The sequence below is a fragment of the Solwaraspora sp. WMMB762 genome (genome assembly GCF_049179115.1).
Classification (GTDB): Bacteria; Actinomycetota; Actinomycetes; order Mycobacteriales; family Micromonosporaceae; genus Micromonospora_E.
The window spans coordinates 3,654,314-3,672,433 of record NZ_JBMHMD010000001.1 but is presented as its reverse complement, the minus strand read 5'-3'; the positions used below and the strand labels follow the sequence as shown (position 1 = coordinate 3,672,433).

The 18,120-nt window shown below is 72.2% G+C and carries 13 protein-coding genes; 8 read left to right on the top strand and 5 right to left on the bottom strand.

The window, feature by feature from the left end; all coding sequences use genetic code 11:
• Positions 1 to 55: 55 nt before the first annotated feature.
• The 3 genes from ACN27J_RS16285 (at position 56) to ACN27J_RS16275 (ending at position 4,589) form a co-directional block, all read left to right on the top strand.
• Complete coding sequence (locus tag ACN27J_RS16285; RefSeq protein ID WP_421367168.1) at positions 56 to 2,884, top strand: alpha/beta fold hydrolase; 2,829 nt, start codon at positions 56 to 58, stop codon at positions 2,882 to 2,884.
• Entirely contained in the window at positions 2,884 to 3,786 is a 903-nt protein-coding gene (locus tag ACN27J_RS16280) for an ABC transporter permease subunit (RefSeq protein WP_421367167.1), read from the top strand. Before ACN27J_RS16285 ends, ACN27J_RS16280 begins: the two co-directional genes overlap by 1 nt.
• Before the next feature lie 74 nt (positions 3,787 to 3,860).
• Positions 3,861 to 4,589: a hypothetical protein gene (locus ACN27J_RS16275; RefSeq protein WP_421367166.1), complete on the top strand. Its 729-nt coding sequence runs from the start codon at positions 3,861 to 3,863 to the stop codon at positions 4,587 to 4,589.
• Between the two features lie 4 nt (positions 4,590 to 4,593).
• On the opposite strand, the gene ACN27J_RS16270 is transcribed toward ACN27J_RS16275, so the two are convergent.
• The 3 genes from ACN27J_RS16270 to ACN27J_RS16260 form a co-directional block, all read right to left on the bottom strand.
• A complete protein-coding gene (locus ACN27J_RS16270; protein ID WP_421367165.1) occupies positions 4,594 to 6,414 on the bottom strand; it encodes a dynamin family protein in 1,821 nt (606 codons plus the stop codon).
• A gap of 176 nt (positions 6,415 to 6,590) precedes the next feature.
• A complete protein-coding gene (locus ACN27J_RS16265; protein ID WP_421367164.1) occupies positions 6,591 to 8,255 on the bottom strand; it encodes a hypothetical protein in 1,665 nt (554 codons plus the stop codon).
• A gap of 164 nt (positions 8,256 to 8,419) precedes the next feature.
• Entirely contained in the window at positions 8,420 to 10,765 is a 2,346-nt protein-coding gene (locus tag ACN27J_RS16260) for a LuxR C-terminal-related transcriptional regulator (protein WP_421367162.1), read from the bottom strand.
• Positions 10,766 to 11,161: 396 nt separating this feature from the next.
• Here ACN27J_RS16260 and ACN27J_RS16255 point away from each other — a divergent pair, with 396 nt between their 5' ends.
• On the top strand, positions 11,162 to 12,631 hold the full coding sequence (locus ACN27J_RS16255; RefSeq protein WP_421367161.1) for a dynamin family protein: 1,470 nt from the start codon (positions 11,162 to 11,164) through the stop codon (positions 12,629 to 12,631).
• Positions 12,632 to 12,797: 166 nt separating this feature from the next.
• Positions 12,798 to 14,804 (top strand): Hsp70 family protein, encoded by a 2,007-nt coding sequence (locus tag ACN27J_RS16250; protein ID WP_421367160.1) that lies wholly within the window; start codon positions 12,798 to 12,800, stop codon positions 14,802 to 14,804.
• 122 nt (positions 14,805 to 14,926) lie between these two features.
• Here ACN27J_RS16250 and ACN27J_RS16245 read toward each other — a convergent pair whose 3' ends face one another.
• Both ACN27J_RS16245 and ACN27J_RS16240 read right to left on the bottom strand, forming a co-directional pair.
• The gene (locus ACN27J_RS16245) at positions 14,927 to 15,757 is read right to left on the bottom strand and encodes a DUF817 domain-containing protein (protein WP_421367159.1); all 831 of its coding nucleotides are present in this window, start codon (positions 15,755 to 15,757) and stop codon (positions 14,927 to 14,929) included.
• A gap of 46 nt (positions 15,758 to 15,803) precedes the next feature.
• On the bottom strand, positions 15,804 to 16,025 hold the full coding sequence (locus ACN27J_RS16240; protein ID WP_421367158.1) for a hypothetical protein: 222 nt from the start codon (positions 16,023 to 16,025) through the stop codon (positions 15,804 to 15,806).
• Between the two features lie 283 nt (positions 16,026 to 16,308).
• Here ACN27J_RS16240 and ACN27J_RS16235 point away from each other — a divergent pair, with 283 nt between their 5' ends.
• From ACN27J_RS16235 to ACN27J_RS16225, 3 genes are all read left to right on the top strand, one after another.
• Positions 16,309 to 16,569: a hypothetical protein gene (locus ACN27J_RS16235; RefSeq protein WP_278171781.1), complete on the top strand. Its 261-nt coding sequence runs from the start codon at positions 16,309 to 16,311 to the stop codon at positions 16,567 to 16,569.
• A gap of 93 nt (positions 16,570 to 16,662) precedes the next feature.
• A complete protein-coding gene (locus tag ACN27J_RS16230; RefSeq protein ID WP_421367157.1) occupies positions 16,663 to 17,481 on the top strand; it encodes an inositol monophosphatase family protein in 819 nt (272 codons plus the stop codon).
• Between the two features lie 170 nt (positions 17,482 to 17,651).
• On the top strand, positions 17,652 to 18,023 hold the full coding sequence (locus tag ACN27J_RS16225) for an STAS/SEC14 domain-containing protein (protein ID WP_421367156.1): 372 nt from the start codon (positions 17,652 to 17,654) through the stop codon (positions 18,021 to 18,023).
• The last annotated feature ends 97 nt before the right edge of the window (positions 18,024 to 18,120 follow it).

The following is an 18,120-nucleotide window of genomic DNA, read 5'->3' as shown; positions in this document are numbered from 1 at the left end:
CGCGGCTGAGAGGGTTCACAGCCGGCCGGCGGGCGGTGGCCGTACCGTGTGGCGCATGCCGACTCCCTTGTCCACGCGGCTGCGCCGGGTCCTGCCCGGGTCGAACCAGCGGCGGCTGGCCGGCGGGCTGCTCACGCTTGCCCTGGTCGCCGGCGTGGTCACCTGGGCGGTCTGGCCCGAGTCGGTGCCGTACGCGGTGACCGAGCAGCGGCTCACGGTCCGCTCCGGTCCGGACGGTGCCCAGCCGGTCGACCTGGACACCACGTTCTACCTGCCGGAGACGGCCTCGGCGGCCGATCCGGTGCCGGCGGTGCTGCTCGCCCACGGTTTCGGCGGCTCGAAGCAGTCGGTTGCCGGCGACGCCGAGGAGTTGGCCACTCTCGGGTACGCGGTGCTGGCGTACTCGGCGCGCGGGTTCGGGGCCAGCGGCGGGCAGATCCACCTGAACAGCCCCGACCACGAGGTGCGCGACGCCGCCCGGCTGCTCGACTGGCTGGCGCAGCGCCCGGAGGTGCGTACCGACGCTGCCGGGGACCCGCAGGTCGGGGTGGTGGGTGGCTCGTACGGCGGCGCGTTGGCGCTGCTGCTGGCGGCCGCCGACGACCGGGTCGACGCGATCGTGCCGATGATCACCTGGAACGACCTGGCCGGTGCGTTCCTGCCGGAGTCGACCGGCGGCGACCCGGTCGACGGGGTGTTCAAGAAGGGCTGGGCAGGGCTGTTCTTCGGCAGCGCCGGGGCACCCGCCGGCGGGCCGGGAATGCCGGCCGGTCCGGGTGGGCTCGACCCGCAGTGCGGGCGGTTCGCCGCCGACGTGTGCGCCGCGTACCTGCGGATCGCCACCACCGGCCGGGGGGACCCGGCGGCGGTGGCACTGCTGCAGCGGTCCAGCCCGGCCCGGGTACTGGACCGGATCACCGCGCCGACGCTGCTGATCCAGGGCACGTCGGACACGCTGTTTCCGCTCGCCCAGGCCGACGCCAACGCCCGGGGCATCGCCGCGAACGGCACCCCGGTGCGGGTCGCCTGGTACACCGGCGGTCACGACGGCGGCAGCGGTCCGCAGACCGACCAGGACCGGGTCAAGTTCCTCACCGCGCAGTGGCTGGACCACTACGTCGCCGGGGACGGCGACGCCCCGGGCGGCAGCTTCACCTGGTCGCGGATCGCCGGCTTCGACGCGATGGACCGGGGACTGGTCGCCACCGGTTACCGGATCGCCGACTACCCCGGCACCGCCGGCACGGCAACGACGACGGTGACCGTCGACGGTCCGCCGCAGCCGATCGTGAACCCGCCGGCCGGCAACCCGGCGGCGCTCTCCTCGCTGCCGATGGCCGGCGGGCTGGCCGGCGCGCTCGGTGGCGTGGCCGGTGGTCTGGTCAGCGAACTGCCCGGACAGCACAGCCACTTCGACTCGGCGCCGCTGGCCGACCCGGTCGACGTGGTCGGCGCGCCGACGGTGACCGTCCGGGCCGCGTCGGCGACCGGCGAGGCGGTGCTGTTCGTCAAGCTGTACGACGTCGACCCGGACGGTGCGATGAGCCTGCCCGGTGGGCTGGTCGCGCCGGTACGGCTGACCGGCCTGCCGGCGGACATCGCGCAGGCGCAACCGGTTGAGGTGACCCTGCCGGCGATCGTGCACCGGTTCGAGGCGGGCAACCGGCTGCGGATCGTGGTCGCCACCTCGGACCAGGCGTACGCCACCCCGGTCGAGCCGACGGTCTACACGGTGGCGGTCGGCGACAGCACCGGCGGGGCGGGCACCGACGCCGCCGACGCCGACGGCGCGCCGGTCGCCCTGCCGCAGGTGGCCGGTGAACCGATCGCCACCTCGGCGGCGCTGTGGCGCTGGGTGCTCGCCGGGCTGGTCGCCGCGATCGTCGTCGGACTGGTCGTGGTCCTCGCCGTGGTGCGGCTGCGGCAGCGGCGCACCGACCACACCGTCGACGCCGCGCACGCGCAGACCCCGCTGGTCGTGCGGGACCTGCGCAAGGAGTACGCGGACGGGTTCGTCGCGGTCGAGCGGGTCGACTTCACCGTGGAACGCGGCCAGGTCGTCGGCCTGCTCGGGCCGAACGGGGCCGGCAAGACCACCACCCTGCGGGTGCTGATGGGGCTGACCCAGCCGACCCGTGGCGAGATCCTGGTCTTCGGCCACCGGCTGGTGCCCGGCGCGCCGGTGCTGTCCCGGATCGGGTCGCTCGTCGAAGGTCCCGGGTTCCTGCCGCACCTGTCCGGCATCGACAACCTGCGGGCGTACTGGCGGGCCACCGGACGGCCGGCGGCCGACGCGCACTTCGACGAGGCCCTGGCGATCGCCGGGCTGGGGGATTCGGTCCACCGCAGGATCCGCAACTACAGCCACGGGATGCGCCAACGGCTGGCCATCGCCCAGGCCATGCTCGGGCTGCCGGAGCTGCTGGTGCTCGACGAACCGACCGACGGGCTGGACCCGCCGCAGATTGCCGAGATGCGTCGGGTGCTCAAGCGGTACGCCACCGGCGGGCGGGCGGTGCTGGTCTCCAGCCATCTGCTCGCCGAGGTCGAGCAGACCTGCACCCACGCGGTGGTGGTCAACAAGGGCCGGATCGTGGCCGCCGGGCCGGTCGACGACATCGTCGGGGACTCGCCCAGCGTGCAGTTCGACGTCTCCGACGTGGCCGCCGCCGAAGCGGTGCTGAACCGGCTGTCCGGGGTGCGTACCGTCGCCGCCGACAACGGCGGGCTGATCGTCGACGTCGACGGTACGCCGCGCAGCGAGGTGGTCGCGGAGCTGGTCCGGGCCGGCGTGGGGGTGGACCGGGTGGTGCCCCGCCGTCGGCTGGAGGACGCCTTCCTCGCCCTGGTCGGCGAGAACTCACGGGGAAGCGGGGACCGCTGATGGCTACCGTCGAATCACCGGACGTGCGACAGCCGGACCGGCCGGTCGACCAGTCCGGCGCCGCCGCCGGCTACCGGGCCCGCGCCACCTTGCCGTTCTGGGCCGAGGTACGCCGCCAGGCGGCCCGCCGCCGCACCCAGCTGACCCTGGGCTTCATGGTGCTGCTGCCGTTGATCGTGCTGGTCGCCTTCGAGTTCGACGACGGTGACGACGACAACGGCGGTGGCGAGTTCGCCAGCCTGGTCGAGCTGGCCACCACCGGCGGGTTGAACTTCGCCCTGTTCACCATCTTTGTGTCGTCGACATTTCTGCTGGTGGTGGCGGTGGCGTTGTTCTGTGGCGACACGGTGGCCAGCGAGGCGAGCTGGGGGAGCCTGCGCTATCTGCTGGCCGTGCCGGTGCCCCGGGCCCGGCTGCTGGCGGTAAAGCTGGCCGCCGCGCTGGCGTACTCCGGGTTGTCGATCCTGGTCCTCGCCGCGACCGCGCTGCTGGTCGGCACCCTGCGGTACGGCTGGTCGCCGCTGCGTTCGACGGTGGCCGCCGAAATCCCGGCCGGGGAGGGCACGCTGCGGCTGCTCGGCATCCTCGGCTACCTGGCGGTGGTGCTGCTGATCGTGGCGTCGCTGGCGTTCCTGCTGTCGGTGTCGACCGACGCGGCGCTCGGCGCGGTCGGCGGCGCGGTGCTGCTGTGGATCCTGTCCAGCATCCTGGACCAGATCACCGCGCTGGGCGTGCTGCGCGACTTCCTGCCGACCCATTTCAGCACCGCCTGGCTGGGGCTGCTGTCGACCCCGATGCAGACCGACGACGTGGTACGCGGCTGCGTGTCGGCGCTGGCGTACGCCACGGTCTTCCTGTCGTTGACGTTCTGGCGGTTCACCCGCAAGGACGTGACGTCCTGACCGTCTCAGGTTAGGGGGCGGTGCGGGGATGTCCCCCTTGCCGGTCCGGGTGGTGCTCTTCTTACAGTGGTCACATGGCACCGGCGCGATCCCTGCACGAGATCTTCGCTGGGCTGCCCGGCGACGCCGCAGCCCACAGCGACGTCGCTGCCGTGCTCGATGCCAACGGCTACGCGGACCTTCCCCCGGAGTTGCTTGCGCAGGCCGTGGTCAGCTACGCGGACACCGCCCCGGCTGAGGTGGCCGAGCATCTGGCCCCGTTCGTCACGGCGCACAGCCAGGTCGGCGGCGACGGCACCGTACCGGATGATCTGGCCTCGCCGCTCGACCTGCTCGCCACGGCTCCGGCCCCGGCGTTCGACGCTGCGATGCCGGATGATCCGGCGTTCGACGGCCCGGACCTGGACGGCCCGGGGCTCGACGCGGCGCCGCCGGATGATCCGGTGTTCGACGGCCCGGAGCTTGACGATCCCGGGCTCGACGCCGCGCCGCCGGACGGTCCGGGGTTCGACACCCCCGGGTTCGACGACCCGGGTTTCGCGGCCGGCCCGAAGATCGACGCGGCGTTCGGCCGCGGCGACGGCCCGTCCGTCGACGATCATGCGCCGGCAACGGTCGAGCCGTCCCCGGCCGGCCCGACCGGGGATGACGCCGAACCGGCCAGCCACGACGGCCAACCGGACGCGGCGGATCTCCTGGACGGTCCGCTACCGTCCGGTGACCCGTGGGCGATGCCGCCGATCTCCGAGGGCACCGCCGGGGTGGACGGTGCCGCGGAGATCGACGACCTCGGGGCCGGCTGACCGGTCAGGCGCCGACGATCGCGGTGGCGTGCTCGCGCAGCTGGCGCAGCCGGTCCAGCTCAGCGGTCAGATCGCGGAGCCGGCTCTCCCGCTCGGCCTTGGTCCGCTGGGCCGCTTCCGACGCGGCGGACAGCGCCTTGGCGTTCGACCGGGACAACTCCTCGGCCAGCGCGCTGTAGTGGTCGCGGAGCTGGCGCTGAATCCGGCGCAGCGTGTCCCGGGAGTCCTTGGTCATCACGAAGCTGACCTCGTCGCAGTACCGCCGGACGGCGTTCTTCGCCTGGTTCTGCCGGTTGACGCGTTGCCGCTTCTTCTCCTCGCGCAGGCCCTTGCGGCCCATCACCAGCCCGATTCCGATACCGATCGGGCCGAGCGCGATCCCGGTCAACGAACCGAGCATGACGAACATGAGCGCGCCGCCGTAGGCGCTCTTGAGTGCCACCATCGCCTGCTTGCCGAGCTTCATCTTGGCCAGCTCGATCTTGTGGTCCACCTGTGCGGTGCCGACCAACGGAACCGGGTCGGGGATCGCGACGTGGCGTAGCACCTCGCCGGCGGCCTCCTGGAAGTGCAGGGCCACGTCGTCGCTCAGGCTCATCGCCCGGTCACGCAGCATCATGTAGTTGGCCAGCAGTTCGTTGGACACCCTGGCCTGCAGCCAGCGTTCGGTCTCGTCCCAGGCGTCAGCGGGGTCGATCTCCTCGATCGCGGCGTCGGCCTCCTCGAGGATGCGCCGGAGCCGGCCGCGCAGGTCGTAGTCGACGTCGGCGTTGAGGTCGGAGATCCCGTCGCTCAGCGTCTGCTGCCACTTCGCCGCGGCCGCCTTGAGCGACTCGACCCGCTGCTTCACCGCGTTGAGCTCGGCCACCACCGTGGCGGCGGCCTCCGGGTCGGCGAGCGCGGCGTGCTCGGCCTTGAACTGGTTCTCCATCTGCTCACAGATGCCGACGACCGACGCGGCGGCCTGTGTGGCGACCCGGGTCGCCGCGCCACCGGCCACCCGCTGCGTCACGAACTTGACCAGATCCGGGAACCCGGACTCGGCGTTGAGTTCCTTGTCGTTGCCGGCGACGGCCCGCAGCCGCAGCGCGGACGACACCGGGATGATCGGCATTTCGACCTCGCGACGCAGGTGGCCCTCGTCCAGGTCGCGGATCTTCCGCCAGTGGGGGTAGAAGTCCGTCTTGGTGATCACGCACACCACCGTCGGGCACACCTCGTGGGCCTGCCGCAGGAAGTCCAGCTCGCTGCGGGTCAACTCCTGGGCGGCGTCGGTGACGAACAGCAGCGCGTCGGCCATCGACGCGGCGGCCAGGCTGGCCGCCGCGTGGACCGAGCCCAGACCGCCGACCCCCGGGGTGTCGACCATGACGAGGCCGTTCGACAGGATGTTGCGCGGCAGCCGGACCTCCACCCCGGCGATCCCCGGTGGGGTGGCGGGGTCGGTGGTCCGTTCCAGCACCACGTCCTGCACCTGGTCGATCGGCAGCGGCTCCCGCCGGGCGGGGTCGTCGCTGAACAGCAGTTGCGCCGACGGCTGCGGTCCGTGCCGGATGTAGGTCGGCAGGACGGTGGCCACGTCGTCGTCGACCGGGCAGATCTTCGTCCCGACCAGCGCGTTGACCAGTGAGCTCTTGCCCTGTTTGAACTCGCCGACGACCACGACGTGCACCACCGGGTCGGACAGGGTGTGCCGGATGGTGACCAGCCGACCACCGAGGTCGGGGCGGTCGTACGCCTCGCAGGCGCGTGCCGCGAGATCGACGATCTGTGTCGCCCGTTGCAGCGTGCCGTCAGCGTCAGGGGGTGTCGTTTTCGCGGTCAACGTCGCTCCTCGATCGAGGTTGGTGTCGGCGGGCGGTGATCAGCAGGCGGTGGTCAGCGGGGAAACGGTGCGAGCGCCAACATGGCGTGGCAGGCCCCGGCCGGACCTGCCACGCCATGTTGGCGCTCACCGGGCCGGACGCCGTGCGACGTCCGGTCCGCTCTGTGGTTGTCCGGTCACGCCCCGAGGGCCGGGTCCGGAGTGGTGTCCGCCTCAGCGGTGTTGTTGTTGTTGAACGAGTCGTCGGTGTTGAACGAGTCCTCGGTGTTGAAGGAGTCCTCGGTGTTGAACGAGTCCTCCTGGTTGAACGAGTCGTCGGTGTTCACCGAGTTGTCGGTCGACTGGTCGTTGAACGAGTCGTTGGTGGACTGGTCGTTGAACGAGTCCTGGGTGCTGGCCGAGTTGCCCCCGGAGGCCAGCGACGAGTCCTCGATCTTCGAGTCGGTGGTGTTCTGCTGGCTGCCGCCCCCGAAGTTGATGTTGATCGGCCCGACCTCGCCGCCGGCACCGCCGCTGGCGTCGCCGCCGTTGCCGCTGCCGCCGGCGCCGCTGCCGCCGGTGGCGTTGCCACCCCGGCCGCCGTCGCCACCGTCGCCGCCCTCGCCCTCGCCCTCGCCCTTGCCCTCGCCCTTGCCGCGCAGCCCGACGCCGACCCCGGCCCCGACGCCGGCCCCGGTCCCGCCGTCGCCGGCGTTGCCGCCGTCGGCGCTGGCGGCACCGCCCCGACCGCCGTCACCGCCGGTGCCGCTGGCGTCGCCGCCGGCCGCCCCGCTGGCGTCGATGTCGAACTGGGCGGCCTGGTTGTTGTCGCCGACCACGGCCTTGTCCACGTCGTCGGCGACGATGCCGGTGTTGTCGCCCAGCACCGTCCGGTCGACGTCACCGTCGGCGATCACGCCGGAGTTGGTGCCGGTGTTGACCACACCGTCGATGTCGTCGCCCGCGGTGACGGCGTTGTCGCCGGTGTTGCCGACCACGTCGCCGGACTCCGAGTTGCCGAGGAACGCGCCGTCGCCGGTCGCGCCGAGCACGTCGCCGTCGCCGGTGCCGACCACCGCGCCGTCGTCGGCGGTCACCTTGTCTCCGTCGACGAACTCCAGCGACGAGTTGTCGCCGGTGACGCCGAACGCGTCGCCGCCGGCCGCCACCGACCCGCCGGTCGCGGCGACCTGGTCGCCGTCGCCCTGCTGCGCCACGGCTCCGTCGCCGGTGGCCGCGTTGACGTCCCCGTCACCGGTGTTGGCGACGTTGCCGTCCCCGGTCTGGTTGAGGTTCTCGGAGTCGACGTCGATGTCGCCGAACACCGGACCGTCCACATCCAGGTCGACCGAGTTGTCGATCTCCGTGGAGTTGTCGGTGAACGTCTGCGAGTTGTCGATGAAGTTCTGGTTGGTGAAGTTCTGCGTCACCTCGGTCACCTGCTGCACCACCTGCGGCGGCGGCACGTTGGCGGCGGCGCCGGCACCGAAGCCCCCACCGGCGCCGCCGCCCCCTCCGGCGAAGCCGCCGCCCCCTCCGGCACCTCCACCGGCCCCCCCGCCAGCGAAGCCCCCGCCGCTGCCGCCTCCACCGGGCCCCCCGCCAGCGAAGCCGCCCCCACCGGGCCCCCCGCCGGCGAAGCCGCCCCCACCGGACGGGCCCTCGCTGCTGCCGAACGCCGCCTCGTTGACGATCTGGTCGACGTCGAGCTCGTTGAGCGTCTCCGCCTCGATCCCGTTGGCGGCGAACGCGCCCTCCGGGTCGGCCAGGAACTTGGCGGTCTCCTCTTCGCTGCTGAAGACCTTCTCGAACAGCGCCTTGACCTTCTCGACGATCAACGGGGTGACTTCTACCGCGGCCATGATGTCTCCTGAATTCGTGGTTCGTAGGGGTTCTGGTCCGTCCCGATCGGCCGGACAGCTACAAGACTGCGGGTCGACGCCCGCCCCTCGCATCGGGGCTTCCCCCCTGCCAGGTTCGGGGGTCTAGGGGGGTGCCACCAAGCTCAGGTCAGCTAACCGACAAGTCAGGACTCCTCGGGGAGCAGACCTCGCAGCGTAGCGACCATCTCGGCCCGGGTGGTAACCCCCAACTTGCCGCGGATCCGGGCCACATGGTGCTCGACCGTCTTGGGGGACAGGAAGAGTTGCGTCCCGATCTCCCGGTGGGTCCGGCCGGCCAGCACCAGCCGGGCCACCTCGACCTCCCGGTCCGACAGACCACCGTGCGAGGTCCCCGGCTGCGACTCGGCCGGCACCGGGTCCATCCGGGACAGTTCCCGGGCCCGTTCCAGCAGCCGGCGGGCGGCCGACGCGTCGGTGGTACGGACCGCTGCCTGACCGATCAGTCTGGATGACTCCCAGGGCAGCTCGGCGGCGGCCAGTTCGGCGGCGTCCGCCAACACCGCGTCCGGGTCGACCTCGCCGGCGAGTACGGCGGCCCACCGGCCGGCGGCCTGGCACTGCGCCTGTTGCCGGAATCCGTTCGGGTCGAGCGAACCCAGCTCGTCGGCCGCTGCCGCAGCCGCCGCCGGATCCTCACCCACGACCGCGATCTGCAACCGGATCCAGCTCAGCGACACCGTCCACGCTGTCGGTCGACCCAGCTGGTCGATGATGCCGGCCAGGTCGGCCAGGACCGGTGCGATCCGCTGGTGGTGGCGCAGCCGGGCGGCGGCGACCAGCAGCTCCTCGACCACTTCCAGCTGGGACAGGTCCACGGCCCGCCGGGCCAGCACCGGCTCGGCGACGGACCAGGCCGCCCGCAGCTGGGCGATGTCCCCGCTGCGGCGGGCGATCCCGGCGGTGAGGCCGGCGTAGGTCAGCCGTTCCCGGCCGGGCAGCATGGCGCCGGACAGTCGGTGCAGTTCGGCGACGGCCGAGTCGTACCGGCCGGTGCGCATCCGGACCCAGGCCAGCAACGTCCGGTGCCGGTCCAGCGCGACGGGACCGCCGGCCCCGCTGGTCGCCGCCCGCTCCAGCAGATGCTCGGCGGTCGCGGAGTCACCGGCGGCCACCGCGACCAGCGCTCCGACCGCGTGCGGCAGATCCGGTACGGCGACCGGGGGCGGTGCCTTTTCGAAACTCTCGGCGGCCTCGATCAGCAACGGCAGCGCCGCCGCCGGATCCGTCATCGCCAGCGCGGCGTCGGCCAGCCGCCGCACCGGCAGCGGAGCCGATCCGGTCGCCGCCGTCCGCGCGGCGGCCAGCTGACCGGTGACCACCAGGGCCGGTACCGCGAGGACCGGGCCGGGAGCGTCGGCGCCCAGCAACGCCTCCGCCGCTCGGCCGGCTCGGCCGTCGTACGCCGCCGCCGCCCCGGCGACCAGCGCGATCCGGCCGGTGTCGGCCGCTGCCGCCGCCGGGCCGTCCAGGTCGACCGGCACCCCCAGCAGGGTGGCCGCCTCGGCCCGCCCGGCGGTCACCGTGGACGGATCGGCGCCGGCGTCCAGCGCGTCGTCGTACCAGGTCAGCGCGCTGCCCGGGTCGGTGAACCGCAACCGGTCGCCGGCCTGCCGGTAGACGTCGGCGGCGGTCGGGGTCCGGGCCCGCGCGGCGCGTAGCTGTCCGGCCGCGCGGACCGGGTCGGCACCGGTGGCCAGCAGCGCCGTGGCCACGGTCTCGTGCAGCCGACGGCGCTCCGACGGAGGCAGGTCGAACAGCACGGCCCGGGCGACCGCCGGGATCAACCGCTCTCCGTCGGGGGTGAGCAACCCCTCGTCGCGCAGCGACCGCATCGTGGCGGCCGCCTCGGCCGGGTCCAGGCCGGTCGCGGCGCAGACCACGTCGTCGGCCAGATCCAGGCCGAGAGCCAGGACCGCGGCCAGCCCGGCGATGGCACGTCCGGCTGCGTCACGTCCGGCGGCGGCGAATCGACGCTGTAGCCGGGCGACCAGCGCCGGCGGCGTACCGGACGGATCGGCGGCGACCGCGACGGCGACGGCGGCGAGCCCGGCGGAGGCGACCTGGAGCGCCGCCAACTGCTCCGATGTGGCCGGTCGGCCGAGGACCGCCTTGGCCAGTTCGGCCAGGGCGGCTGGTGCGAGCGGGCCGAGCTGCTCGACCGGGCCCTGCCCGGAGACCGCCTCGTCCAGATCGGCGAGTTCCGGACCGGTGATCGTGGGACGTCGGGCGATCGCCATCGACACCCCGCCGCGAGCGGCCACGGTCAGTGACCGTAAGGTTGCCGGTTCCAGGTGGTGTGCGTCGTCGACCAGGACCAGGGCGTCGTCAGCTCGGGCCTGATCGAGAAGAACCTGCAGGTCGTCGGTTGTCGCGGGCGACACGCGTACGGCCGGTCGGCCGGCGGCCGTGGCGATCTCGCCCAGCCGCCGCGTTCGCCCGGAACCGTCCACACCTACCACGACAGTCACCGGTGCAGCTCCTCCTTGCCCGCGTCAGTGAGGCAGTGTACGGACGGCTCCGCAGGCCGACGCATGGCCTGACCCCGTACGCGTGTACCGTGTACTCTCGGCCCGACCTGGGCGCTGAGTGTGCCGTATCCCGTACGTGCGTTCCGCCGGCCGCCGAACGTGCGCTTGGTCAGCTGTGCTGTGCCTCCCGGCTGGGCTGTTCAGCCGGTCAGCAACTCGTTGATCGACAGGGTCGCCCGGGTGGATCCGTGGGTCGGTCCGGTACCGATGGCCGACTCCGACGAGCGAGACAACACGACACATCCCCGGCGGACTAGAAAGTAGCGGTGTGACAAATGTGGAGTCCGAGTTGTTCTGTATCCGTTTGCCCGGACGACGGTCACCGGCGGTGACCGGATGAGTCTGATCGACCGGACCCGCAGCGTGCTCGGCCACGCCGTCGAGGTCTACCGGGGCACCGCGTACGAGCGGCGGCTCAGCGCCGTCCGCGACCGGCTCGACGAGCCGCTGCGGGTGGCGATCGCCGGTCGGGTCAAAGCGGGCAAGTCCACCTTGCTCAACGCGCTGGTCGGTGACCGGCTGGCCCCGACCGACGCCGGGGAGTGCACCCGGATCGTCACCTGGTACCAGGACGGACATACCTACCGGGTGCTGGCGACGCCCACCGAGGGCGAGCCACGCCAGCTCCGGTTCACCCGCGAGGACGGCGCCATCGAGGTCGACCTGGGCGATCTGTCCGTCGACGACGTCGCGCAACTGGACATCACCTGGCCGTCGCAGGCACTGCGCAACGTGACGCTCATCGACACCCCCGGCATCGGTTCGCTCTCCGAGCAGACTTCCCGGCGCGCCTGGGACCTGCTCGTCCCGGACGAGGAGGAGACCCCGGCCGACGCCGTCGTCTACCTGATGCGTCACCTGCACTCCAACGACGTCGACTTCCTGCGGGCCTTCCACGACGTGGAGGTGTCCCGGCCCAACCCGGTCAACGCCATCGGCATCCTCTCCCGGGCCGACGAGATCGGCGTCGGCCGGCTCGACGCGATGGCGTCCGCCCGGCGGATCGCCGAACGACTGAGCACCGACGCCAACGTGCGCCGGCTGGTGCAGTCGGTCGTCCCGGTCGCCGGCCTGCTCGCCGAGACCGCCGCCACGTTGACCGAAGTGGAGGTCGCCCAGCTGCGCCGGGTCGCCGAACTGCCGGTGGCCCAGGCCGAGCAGCTGCTGCTCTCCGCCGACCGGTTCGTGCAGAACATGCCCGAACTCGGGCTGACCACGATCGAGCGGGAAGCGCTGCTGGCCCGGCTCGGCATGTTCGGCCTGCGACTGTCCGCCGCGATGCTGCGCCACAACGGCGCGGCCACCGCCACCGAACTCTCCCAGGAGTTGACCGAGCGCAGCGGGCTCACCCAGTTGCGCGAGGTCCTCGGCTCACTGTTCTTCGAGCGCCGCGACGTGCTCAAGTCCCGGTCGGCACTGCTGGCGCTCTCCGACGTCACCCGGGTCTGTGTCCGACCCGGCAGTGAGCAGGTGGCCGGCGCGGTCGAGGAGATCATCGCCTCGGCGCACCCGTTCAACGAGTTGCGCGTACTGTCCAGCCTGCGCGCCGGCTGGATCACCGGCAAGGCCCCGGTCGTCGCCGAGCTCGAGCAGGTGATCGGCGGTTCCGGCGCGGCGGCGCACCAGCGGCTGCGGCTGCCGGCCGACGCGACCACCGCCGAGGTGACCGAGAGCGCGGTCGAGGCGTTGGGCCGCTGGCAGCGGCGCGCCGAAAGCCCGATGACCCCGTACGAGCTGGCGGTGGCCGCCCGGGTGGCGGTCCGGTCCTGCGAGGGCATCATCGCCGACCAGCGGCGGCCCCGGTGACCGCGTACCCGGCCGGAGCCACCCGGCCCAGCGGTGCCACCGGACGCTCGCCTCGTACCACTACCGTTTTCAGCAGTGATCCGACCCTGTGGTGTGCGGCACACCGCCGGTCGGCCACCCAGACCCGGCCATACCTGTCTCCACAAACTTCATCGGAGCAACCCTGATGTACGCACTTGGCATCGACCTCGGCACAACGTTCACGGCGGCAGCGATCTGGCGGGAAGGCCGGGTGGAGACCGTCTCACTCGGCGGCCGGAGCGCCGCGATCCCATCCGTGGTGCTGCTACGGCAGGACGAGACGTTCCTCACCGGTGAGGCGGCGCACCGCCGTGGGCTCTCCGAGCCGCACCGGGTGGCCCGCGAGTTCAAGCGGCGGCTCGGCGACACCACCCCGATCCTGCTCGGCGGCGTACCCCAGTCGGCCGAGGCCCTGATGTCCCGGCTGCTCTGGTCGGTGGTGGAAGAGGTGGCCCGCCGGGAAGGCAGCTTCCCGGCGGCGATCTGCATCTCGCACCCGGCCAACTGGGGGCCGTACAAGCTGGACCTGCTCCGCCAGGCGGTGCGGATGGCCAACCTCGAGGTGCCGGTGACCTACACCACCGAGCCCGCCGCCGCAGCGATCAACTACGCCGAGCAGCAGCGGATCGAGCCGGGCTCCATCGTCGCCGTCTACGACCTGGGTGGCGGCACGTTCGACGCGGCGATGCTGCGCAAGACCCCCACCGGCTTCGAGATCATGGGCCAGCCGGAGGGTATCGAGCGACTCGGCGGCATCGACTTCGACGCCGCGGTGTTCAACCACGTCCGGGCGGCGCTCGGCGGCAAACTCGAAGAGCTCGACGAGGAGGACCCGGCGGCGATCGCCGCCGTCGCCCGGCTGCGCGACGAGTGCATCCAGGCCAAGGAGGCGCTGTCGTCGGACACCGACACCTCGATTCCGGTGCTGCTGCCCAACATCTCCACCGAGATCCGGCTCACCCGCTCCGAGCTCGAGGCGATGGTCCGCCCGGTGCTGCACGGCTCGATCGAGGCGCTGCACCGGGCCGTACGGTCCGCCGGCTGCTCGCCGGAGCAGGTGCACTCGGTGCTGCTGGTCGGTGGCTCGTCGCGGATGCCGATCGTTTCCCAGCTGGTCGGCTCGGAGCTGGGCCGCCCGGTGGCGGTCGACGCACACCCCAAGTACTCGGTCTCGCTCGGCGCCGCCTGGCTGGCCGCCGCCGAGCTGACCGGGCAGACGATGCCGGCCGGCCCGACCCCGATGCCGACCCCGGCTCCGCCGGCTGCGGCATCGGCGACCGGTACCTACCGGGTGCCGCCGACCGCACCGGTCCCGCCGACCGCACCGGTCCCGCCGACCGCGCCCGTCTCCCCGGCGGGTTACCGCACGTCTTCGCCGCCGGCCGGCGTCACCGGTGTCGCTTCCGTCGGGCGCGGCGGCGGCGCGGACGCCGGCGGCGGCTACCCGTCCCGTACCGAGACGTTCGCCTCGGCGGGTTCCGTCGGCACCGACGACCCGAAGGCGCGCCGCGGTGGGGAGAAATCGTCGGCGAAGCGTGGTCGTGGGCCGCTGATCGTGGCCGCCGCCGTGCTGGTGGTGCTGCTCACCGGCGGCGGGGTCACCTGGGCACTGACCAGCGGGCAGGGTGACGAGGGCCAGCCGGTGGCCAACGGGGTGGACGATCCTGGTCAGGACACCGGAGCGGAACAGCCGCAGGACCAGCAGCCGGAGCAGACCGGCGAGCCGGAGCCGGAGACTCCGCAGATCCCGGCCGACGAGCAGTGCACCGATGAGATCAAGAGCAACTGGACCTGGGTCTGTCTCACCTCGGCGCGGGTCGCCGGCGGCAAGTTGACCGTCGAGTACGAGGCGGAGTTCGGTGGGAACCAGCCGTCCACCAACGGTGGATGGCACCTGCACATCTACGGCAGCGACGGCACCAACCCGCCGGACAGCATCATGGGCAGCCACGTCCCCGAGAACCAGCAGGGATTCTGGTACGTCGAGGCCAAGCAGCCGTCGGTGGTCTGGACCGACGACCCGGCGTTCATCAACGCGGTCGGCGACCAGCCGAAGGTGTGTGCCCGGATCGCGAACTCCGCCCACGAACTGGCGCAGCACGACAACGGCAGCTACACCACCGGCAACTGCGTCAAGATCCGCTGGGAGTGACACGGTAGCCGATCCGGACCGCGCGAGTGTTCCTGTGTGGAGATGCTGTTCCGCACGGGAACACTCGCCGGGTGGCAGTTGGATGCCGGCGGGTCTGCCGGTGACCTGGGACCGGGTGCCGGTCAGTCCGACCGGGTCGTGACGCTGGGCCGGGGGCGGTCGCCGTACAGCCGTCCCTCGGTCGCCTTCACCGACGCGACCAGGACGAACGACAGCGTCACCAGCAGCGACCAGGAGCCGAACTTGCCGGCGTGCACGAACGTCCAGACGTGCTGCTGGTCCGGGTAGGTCCAGGCGCCGAGGAACGTGGCGATGTTCTCGGCGACCCACAGGAAGAAGCCGATCAGCACGAACGCCAGAGCCAGCGGCATCCGCAGCCGGGCGTCGCCGACGGTGTAGTGCACCCAGGTCCGGCGGAGCGCGATCAGCAGCAGCACCGCGATCACCCAGCGGGCGTCGGGCAGGACATGGTGGGTGAAGAAGTTGACGTAGACGGCGACCGCGAGCCCGGTCACCGCCACCGCCGGGTAGCGGGTCACCCGCAGGTCGAAACGGCGCCACGCCTGACAGATGTAGGAGCCGACCGCCGCATACATGAAACCGGAGTAGAGCGGCACGCCGGCGACCTTGGTCAGCGCATCCTCTGGGTACGACCAGGAGCCGACCTGCACCTTGAACAGCTCCAGGGCCAGCCCGATCAGGTGGAAGCCGGCGATGACGGCGACCTCACGGCCGGTTTCCCAGCCGATGCGCCACAACCCGATCGTCAGCGCGACCATGCAGATCAGCAGCGCGTCGTAGCGGGGGACCGGCAGCGGAACCACCGACGTCAGCGCCAGACAGGTGAAGACCGCGACCGCGAAGCCGCACGACTTCGCCTCGGTCCAGCCGAACCGCAGCAACAGGACGGCGCGTCGGCGCAGGTCCGCGCGGGCCCAGACGGCCGCCGTCAAGCCGGTCGCCCCGGAGCCGGGCCGTCTGGGCCGGCTCCGGCGCTCGTCAGCGGCGGCCGACCCGGGACTGTCCCGGGTCGGTGTCGTGGTCGTCGACTTCGACCGAACCCAGCTGCATGAACCGCCGCAGCGCGTGTTCGACAGTCGCCCCGGTGTACGCGGCGACGTCGCGCCTGCGCAGCACCGGCCCGACCGGACGGACCGGCCCGACCGGGCGTCGGTGATCCGACTCGATCAGCGCGGATACCTGACTGTGACCCTGTCCCACAGCGACTCCATACCTTCGAGTGTGACCTTTGAGCGTGGTCTGCCCCACACGGCCGGGCCTACCCTACCGTTGCCGTCGGTGATCATCGAATGGTGCACCGGCGGGCCGATGGGTGGCCGGGACCAGCGCCCACCGGCTGTTACTGCGGGTCCGCTGCTGCTACATCTTGACTTGCTGTAACCACTCTCCGTGATTGCTTTGTTGGGTCGGTGGACTTTGACAGTGGTTCACATCCGGTAGCGTCGTACCGGTCCGGCGGTCGTCCGATGGGGAGGGTTCAGGCGTGAGCTCGGTCGAAGAAGTCAAGGCGGGGGTCGCCCGGTTCGGTGACGAGCTCGGCCAGCAGGTGGGGGCGATCCGGGCGAGTGCGGAGGCGCTGAGCACCAGCGGGGCCGCGCTGCGGGCGATCACCAGCGGGTCCAGCCATTCGCAGGTGGCCGAGACGATCGCCAAGGTCGAGCAGGCCAAGCAGAAGCTGGCCGAAGCGGCCGCCCTCGCGCAGAGCGCGATCGAGTCGAGCCGCGGGTACGCGTCGAGCTTCTGACCAGCGGTCGACCGGCTGTCCCGGTTGGTGGTGTGTCCCGGCTGGCGGCCTGTCCAGGGTTGCCGGGCTGGTGGCCTGTCTAGGGTTGGCGGCATGGCTGACGATCCGCTTGCCCTGGACGACCTTCTCACGATCGCGACACAGGCCACCGCTCGCGGTGCCGAGCTGATCCGTACCCGTGAGCCCGGACACCTGGCCGGCAAGGGCGACCGGGACTACGCGTCCGAGGTGGATCTCGCTGTCGAACGGGAGCTGCGCGCCTTCCTGGCCGACGCCACCCCGCACGTCGGGTTCCTCGGCGAGGAGGAAGGCGTTTCCGGGGTCGGCGACGGGCTCCAGTGGGTGCTGGATCCGGTCGACGGCACGGTCAACTTCGCGCACGGCGTACCGCTGTGCGGGGTGTCGTTGGCCCTGGTCCGGGACCGGCGTCCGGTGGTCGGGGTGATCGAGTTGCCGCTACTGGGCAGCCGGTACACCGCGACCCTCGGCGGCGGCGCGCGGCGCGACGGCCGGCCGATCCGGGTGCGGGGCACGACGCGGCTGCCCGACGCGTTGGTCAACCTCGGCGACTTCGCGGTCGGCGACGAAGCCGCGGAGCGTAACGCCGCCCGGCTCGCGCTCACCCAGCGGATGGCCCGGGGCGCGCTGCGGGTGCGGATGCTCGGCTCCGCCGCGATCGACCTGGTCTGGGTGGCCGACGGCCGTACCGATGTGTCGATCGCCCTGTCGAACAAGCCGTGGGACATGGCCGCCGGCACGTTGATCGCCCGCGAGGCGGGCGCCGCCGTCGTCGACATCGACGGTACGCCGCACAGCCTCGACTCGTTCGCGACGATCGCCGCGGCTCCGCAGTTGCTCGACGAGGTGCTCGCGCAGGTGCGGGCGGCGGCTGACGACGGCGGGCTCACCTGACGACGGCGGGCTCACCTGACGACGGCGGGCTCACCTGACGACGGCGGGCTCACCTGACGACGGCGACTCGCAGGTGTGCGGGGTCGCCATCCGGGAACGGCAGTGGACGGCCGCGCCGGTCGACGACCGGGCGGCATCCGGGATCCGGACGGCGGCAGGGAAGGAACGGGATGATCACCAAGATCGGGCAGGAAGGGAACGTGCTCGGCTACGAGGTGGCCGGGAAGCTGACCGAGCAGGAGTACCACGACCTGTACCGGGAGCTGCGGGCGGCGATCGCCGAGTACGGCTCGGTCTCGGTCCTCGGCCGGCTACCGGACGACGGACTGCCGGGTATGGAGCTTTCAGCGATCGACGACCGGTTGCGGTTCGCCCGGGAGCATCTGACCGACATCGACCGGGCCGCGGTGGTCGGCGGCAACCGGGTGGCCGAGTGGGTGACCCGGGCCTCGGACGCGATGACGCCGATCGAGCTGCGGCACTTCGACGCCGGTGCGGAGCAGCATGCCTGGGACTGGCTGCGCCGAGCCCGCCCGGTGTGACGGCCGGTCGCACCCGGTCGACGTTCGGTGGCGGCCGGTGCGGGCTTGCTCACACCCTGGGATCGCCGGGTGCCCGGTCCGACCAGCGCCCGTACAC

What these genes read in the sequence shown, in the direction of transcription:
- ACN27J_RS16255 (WP_421367161.1), top strand. Translation starts at nt 11,162, where the DNA reads ATGAGTCTGATCGACCGGACCCGCAGCGTGCTCGGCCACGCCGTCGAG.
- ACN27J_RS16225 (WP_421367156.1), top strand. Translation starts at nt 17,652, where the DNA reads ATGATCACCAAGATCGGGCAGGAAGGGAACGTGCTCGGCTACGAGGTG.
- ACN27J_RS16250 (WP_421367160.1), top strand. Translation starts at nt 12,798, where the DNA reads ATGTACGCACTTGGCATCGACCTCGGCACAACGTTCACGGCGGCAGCG.
- ACN27J_RS16265 (WP_421367164.1), bottom strand. Translation starts at nt 8,255, where the DNA reads ATGGCCGCGGTAGAAGTCACCCCGTTGATCGTCGAGAAGGTCAAGGCG.
- ACN27J_RS16280 (WP_421367167.1), top strand. Translation starts at nt 2,884, where the DNA reads ATGGCTACCGTCGAATCACCGGACGTGCGACAGCCGGACCGGCCGGTC.
- ACN27J_RS16230 (WP_421367157.1), top strand. Translation starts at nt 16,663, where the DNA reads ATGGCTGACGATCCGCTTGCCCTGGACGACCTTCTCACGATCGCGACA.
- ACN27J_RS16275 (WP_421367166.1), top strand. Translation starts at nt 3,861, where the DNA reads ATGGCACCGGCGCGATCCCTGCACGAGATCTTCGCTGGGCTGCCCGGC.
- ACN27J_RS16285 (WP_421367168.1), top strand. Translation starts at nt 56, where the DNA reads ATGCCGACTCCCTTGTCCACGCGGCTGCGCCGGGTCCTGCCCGGGTCG.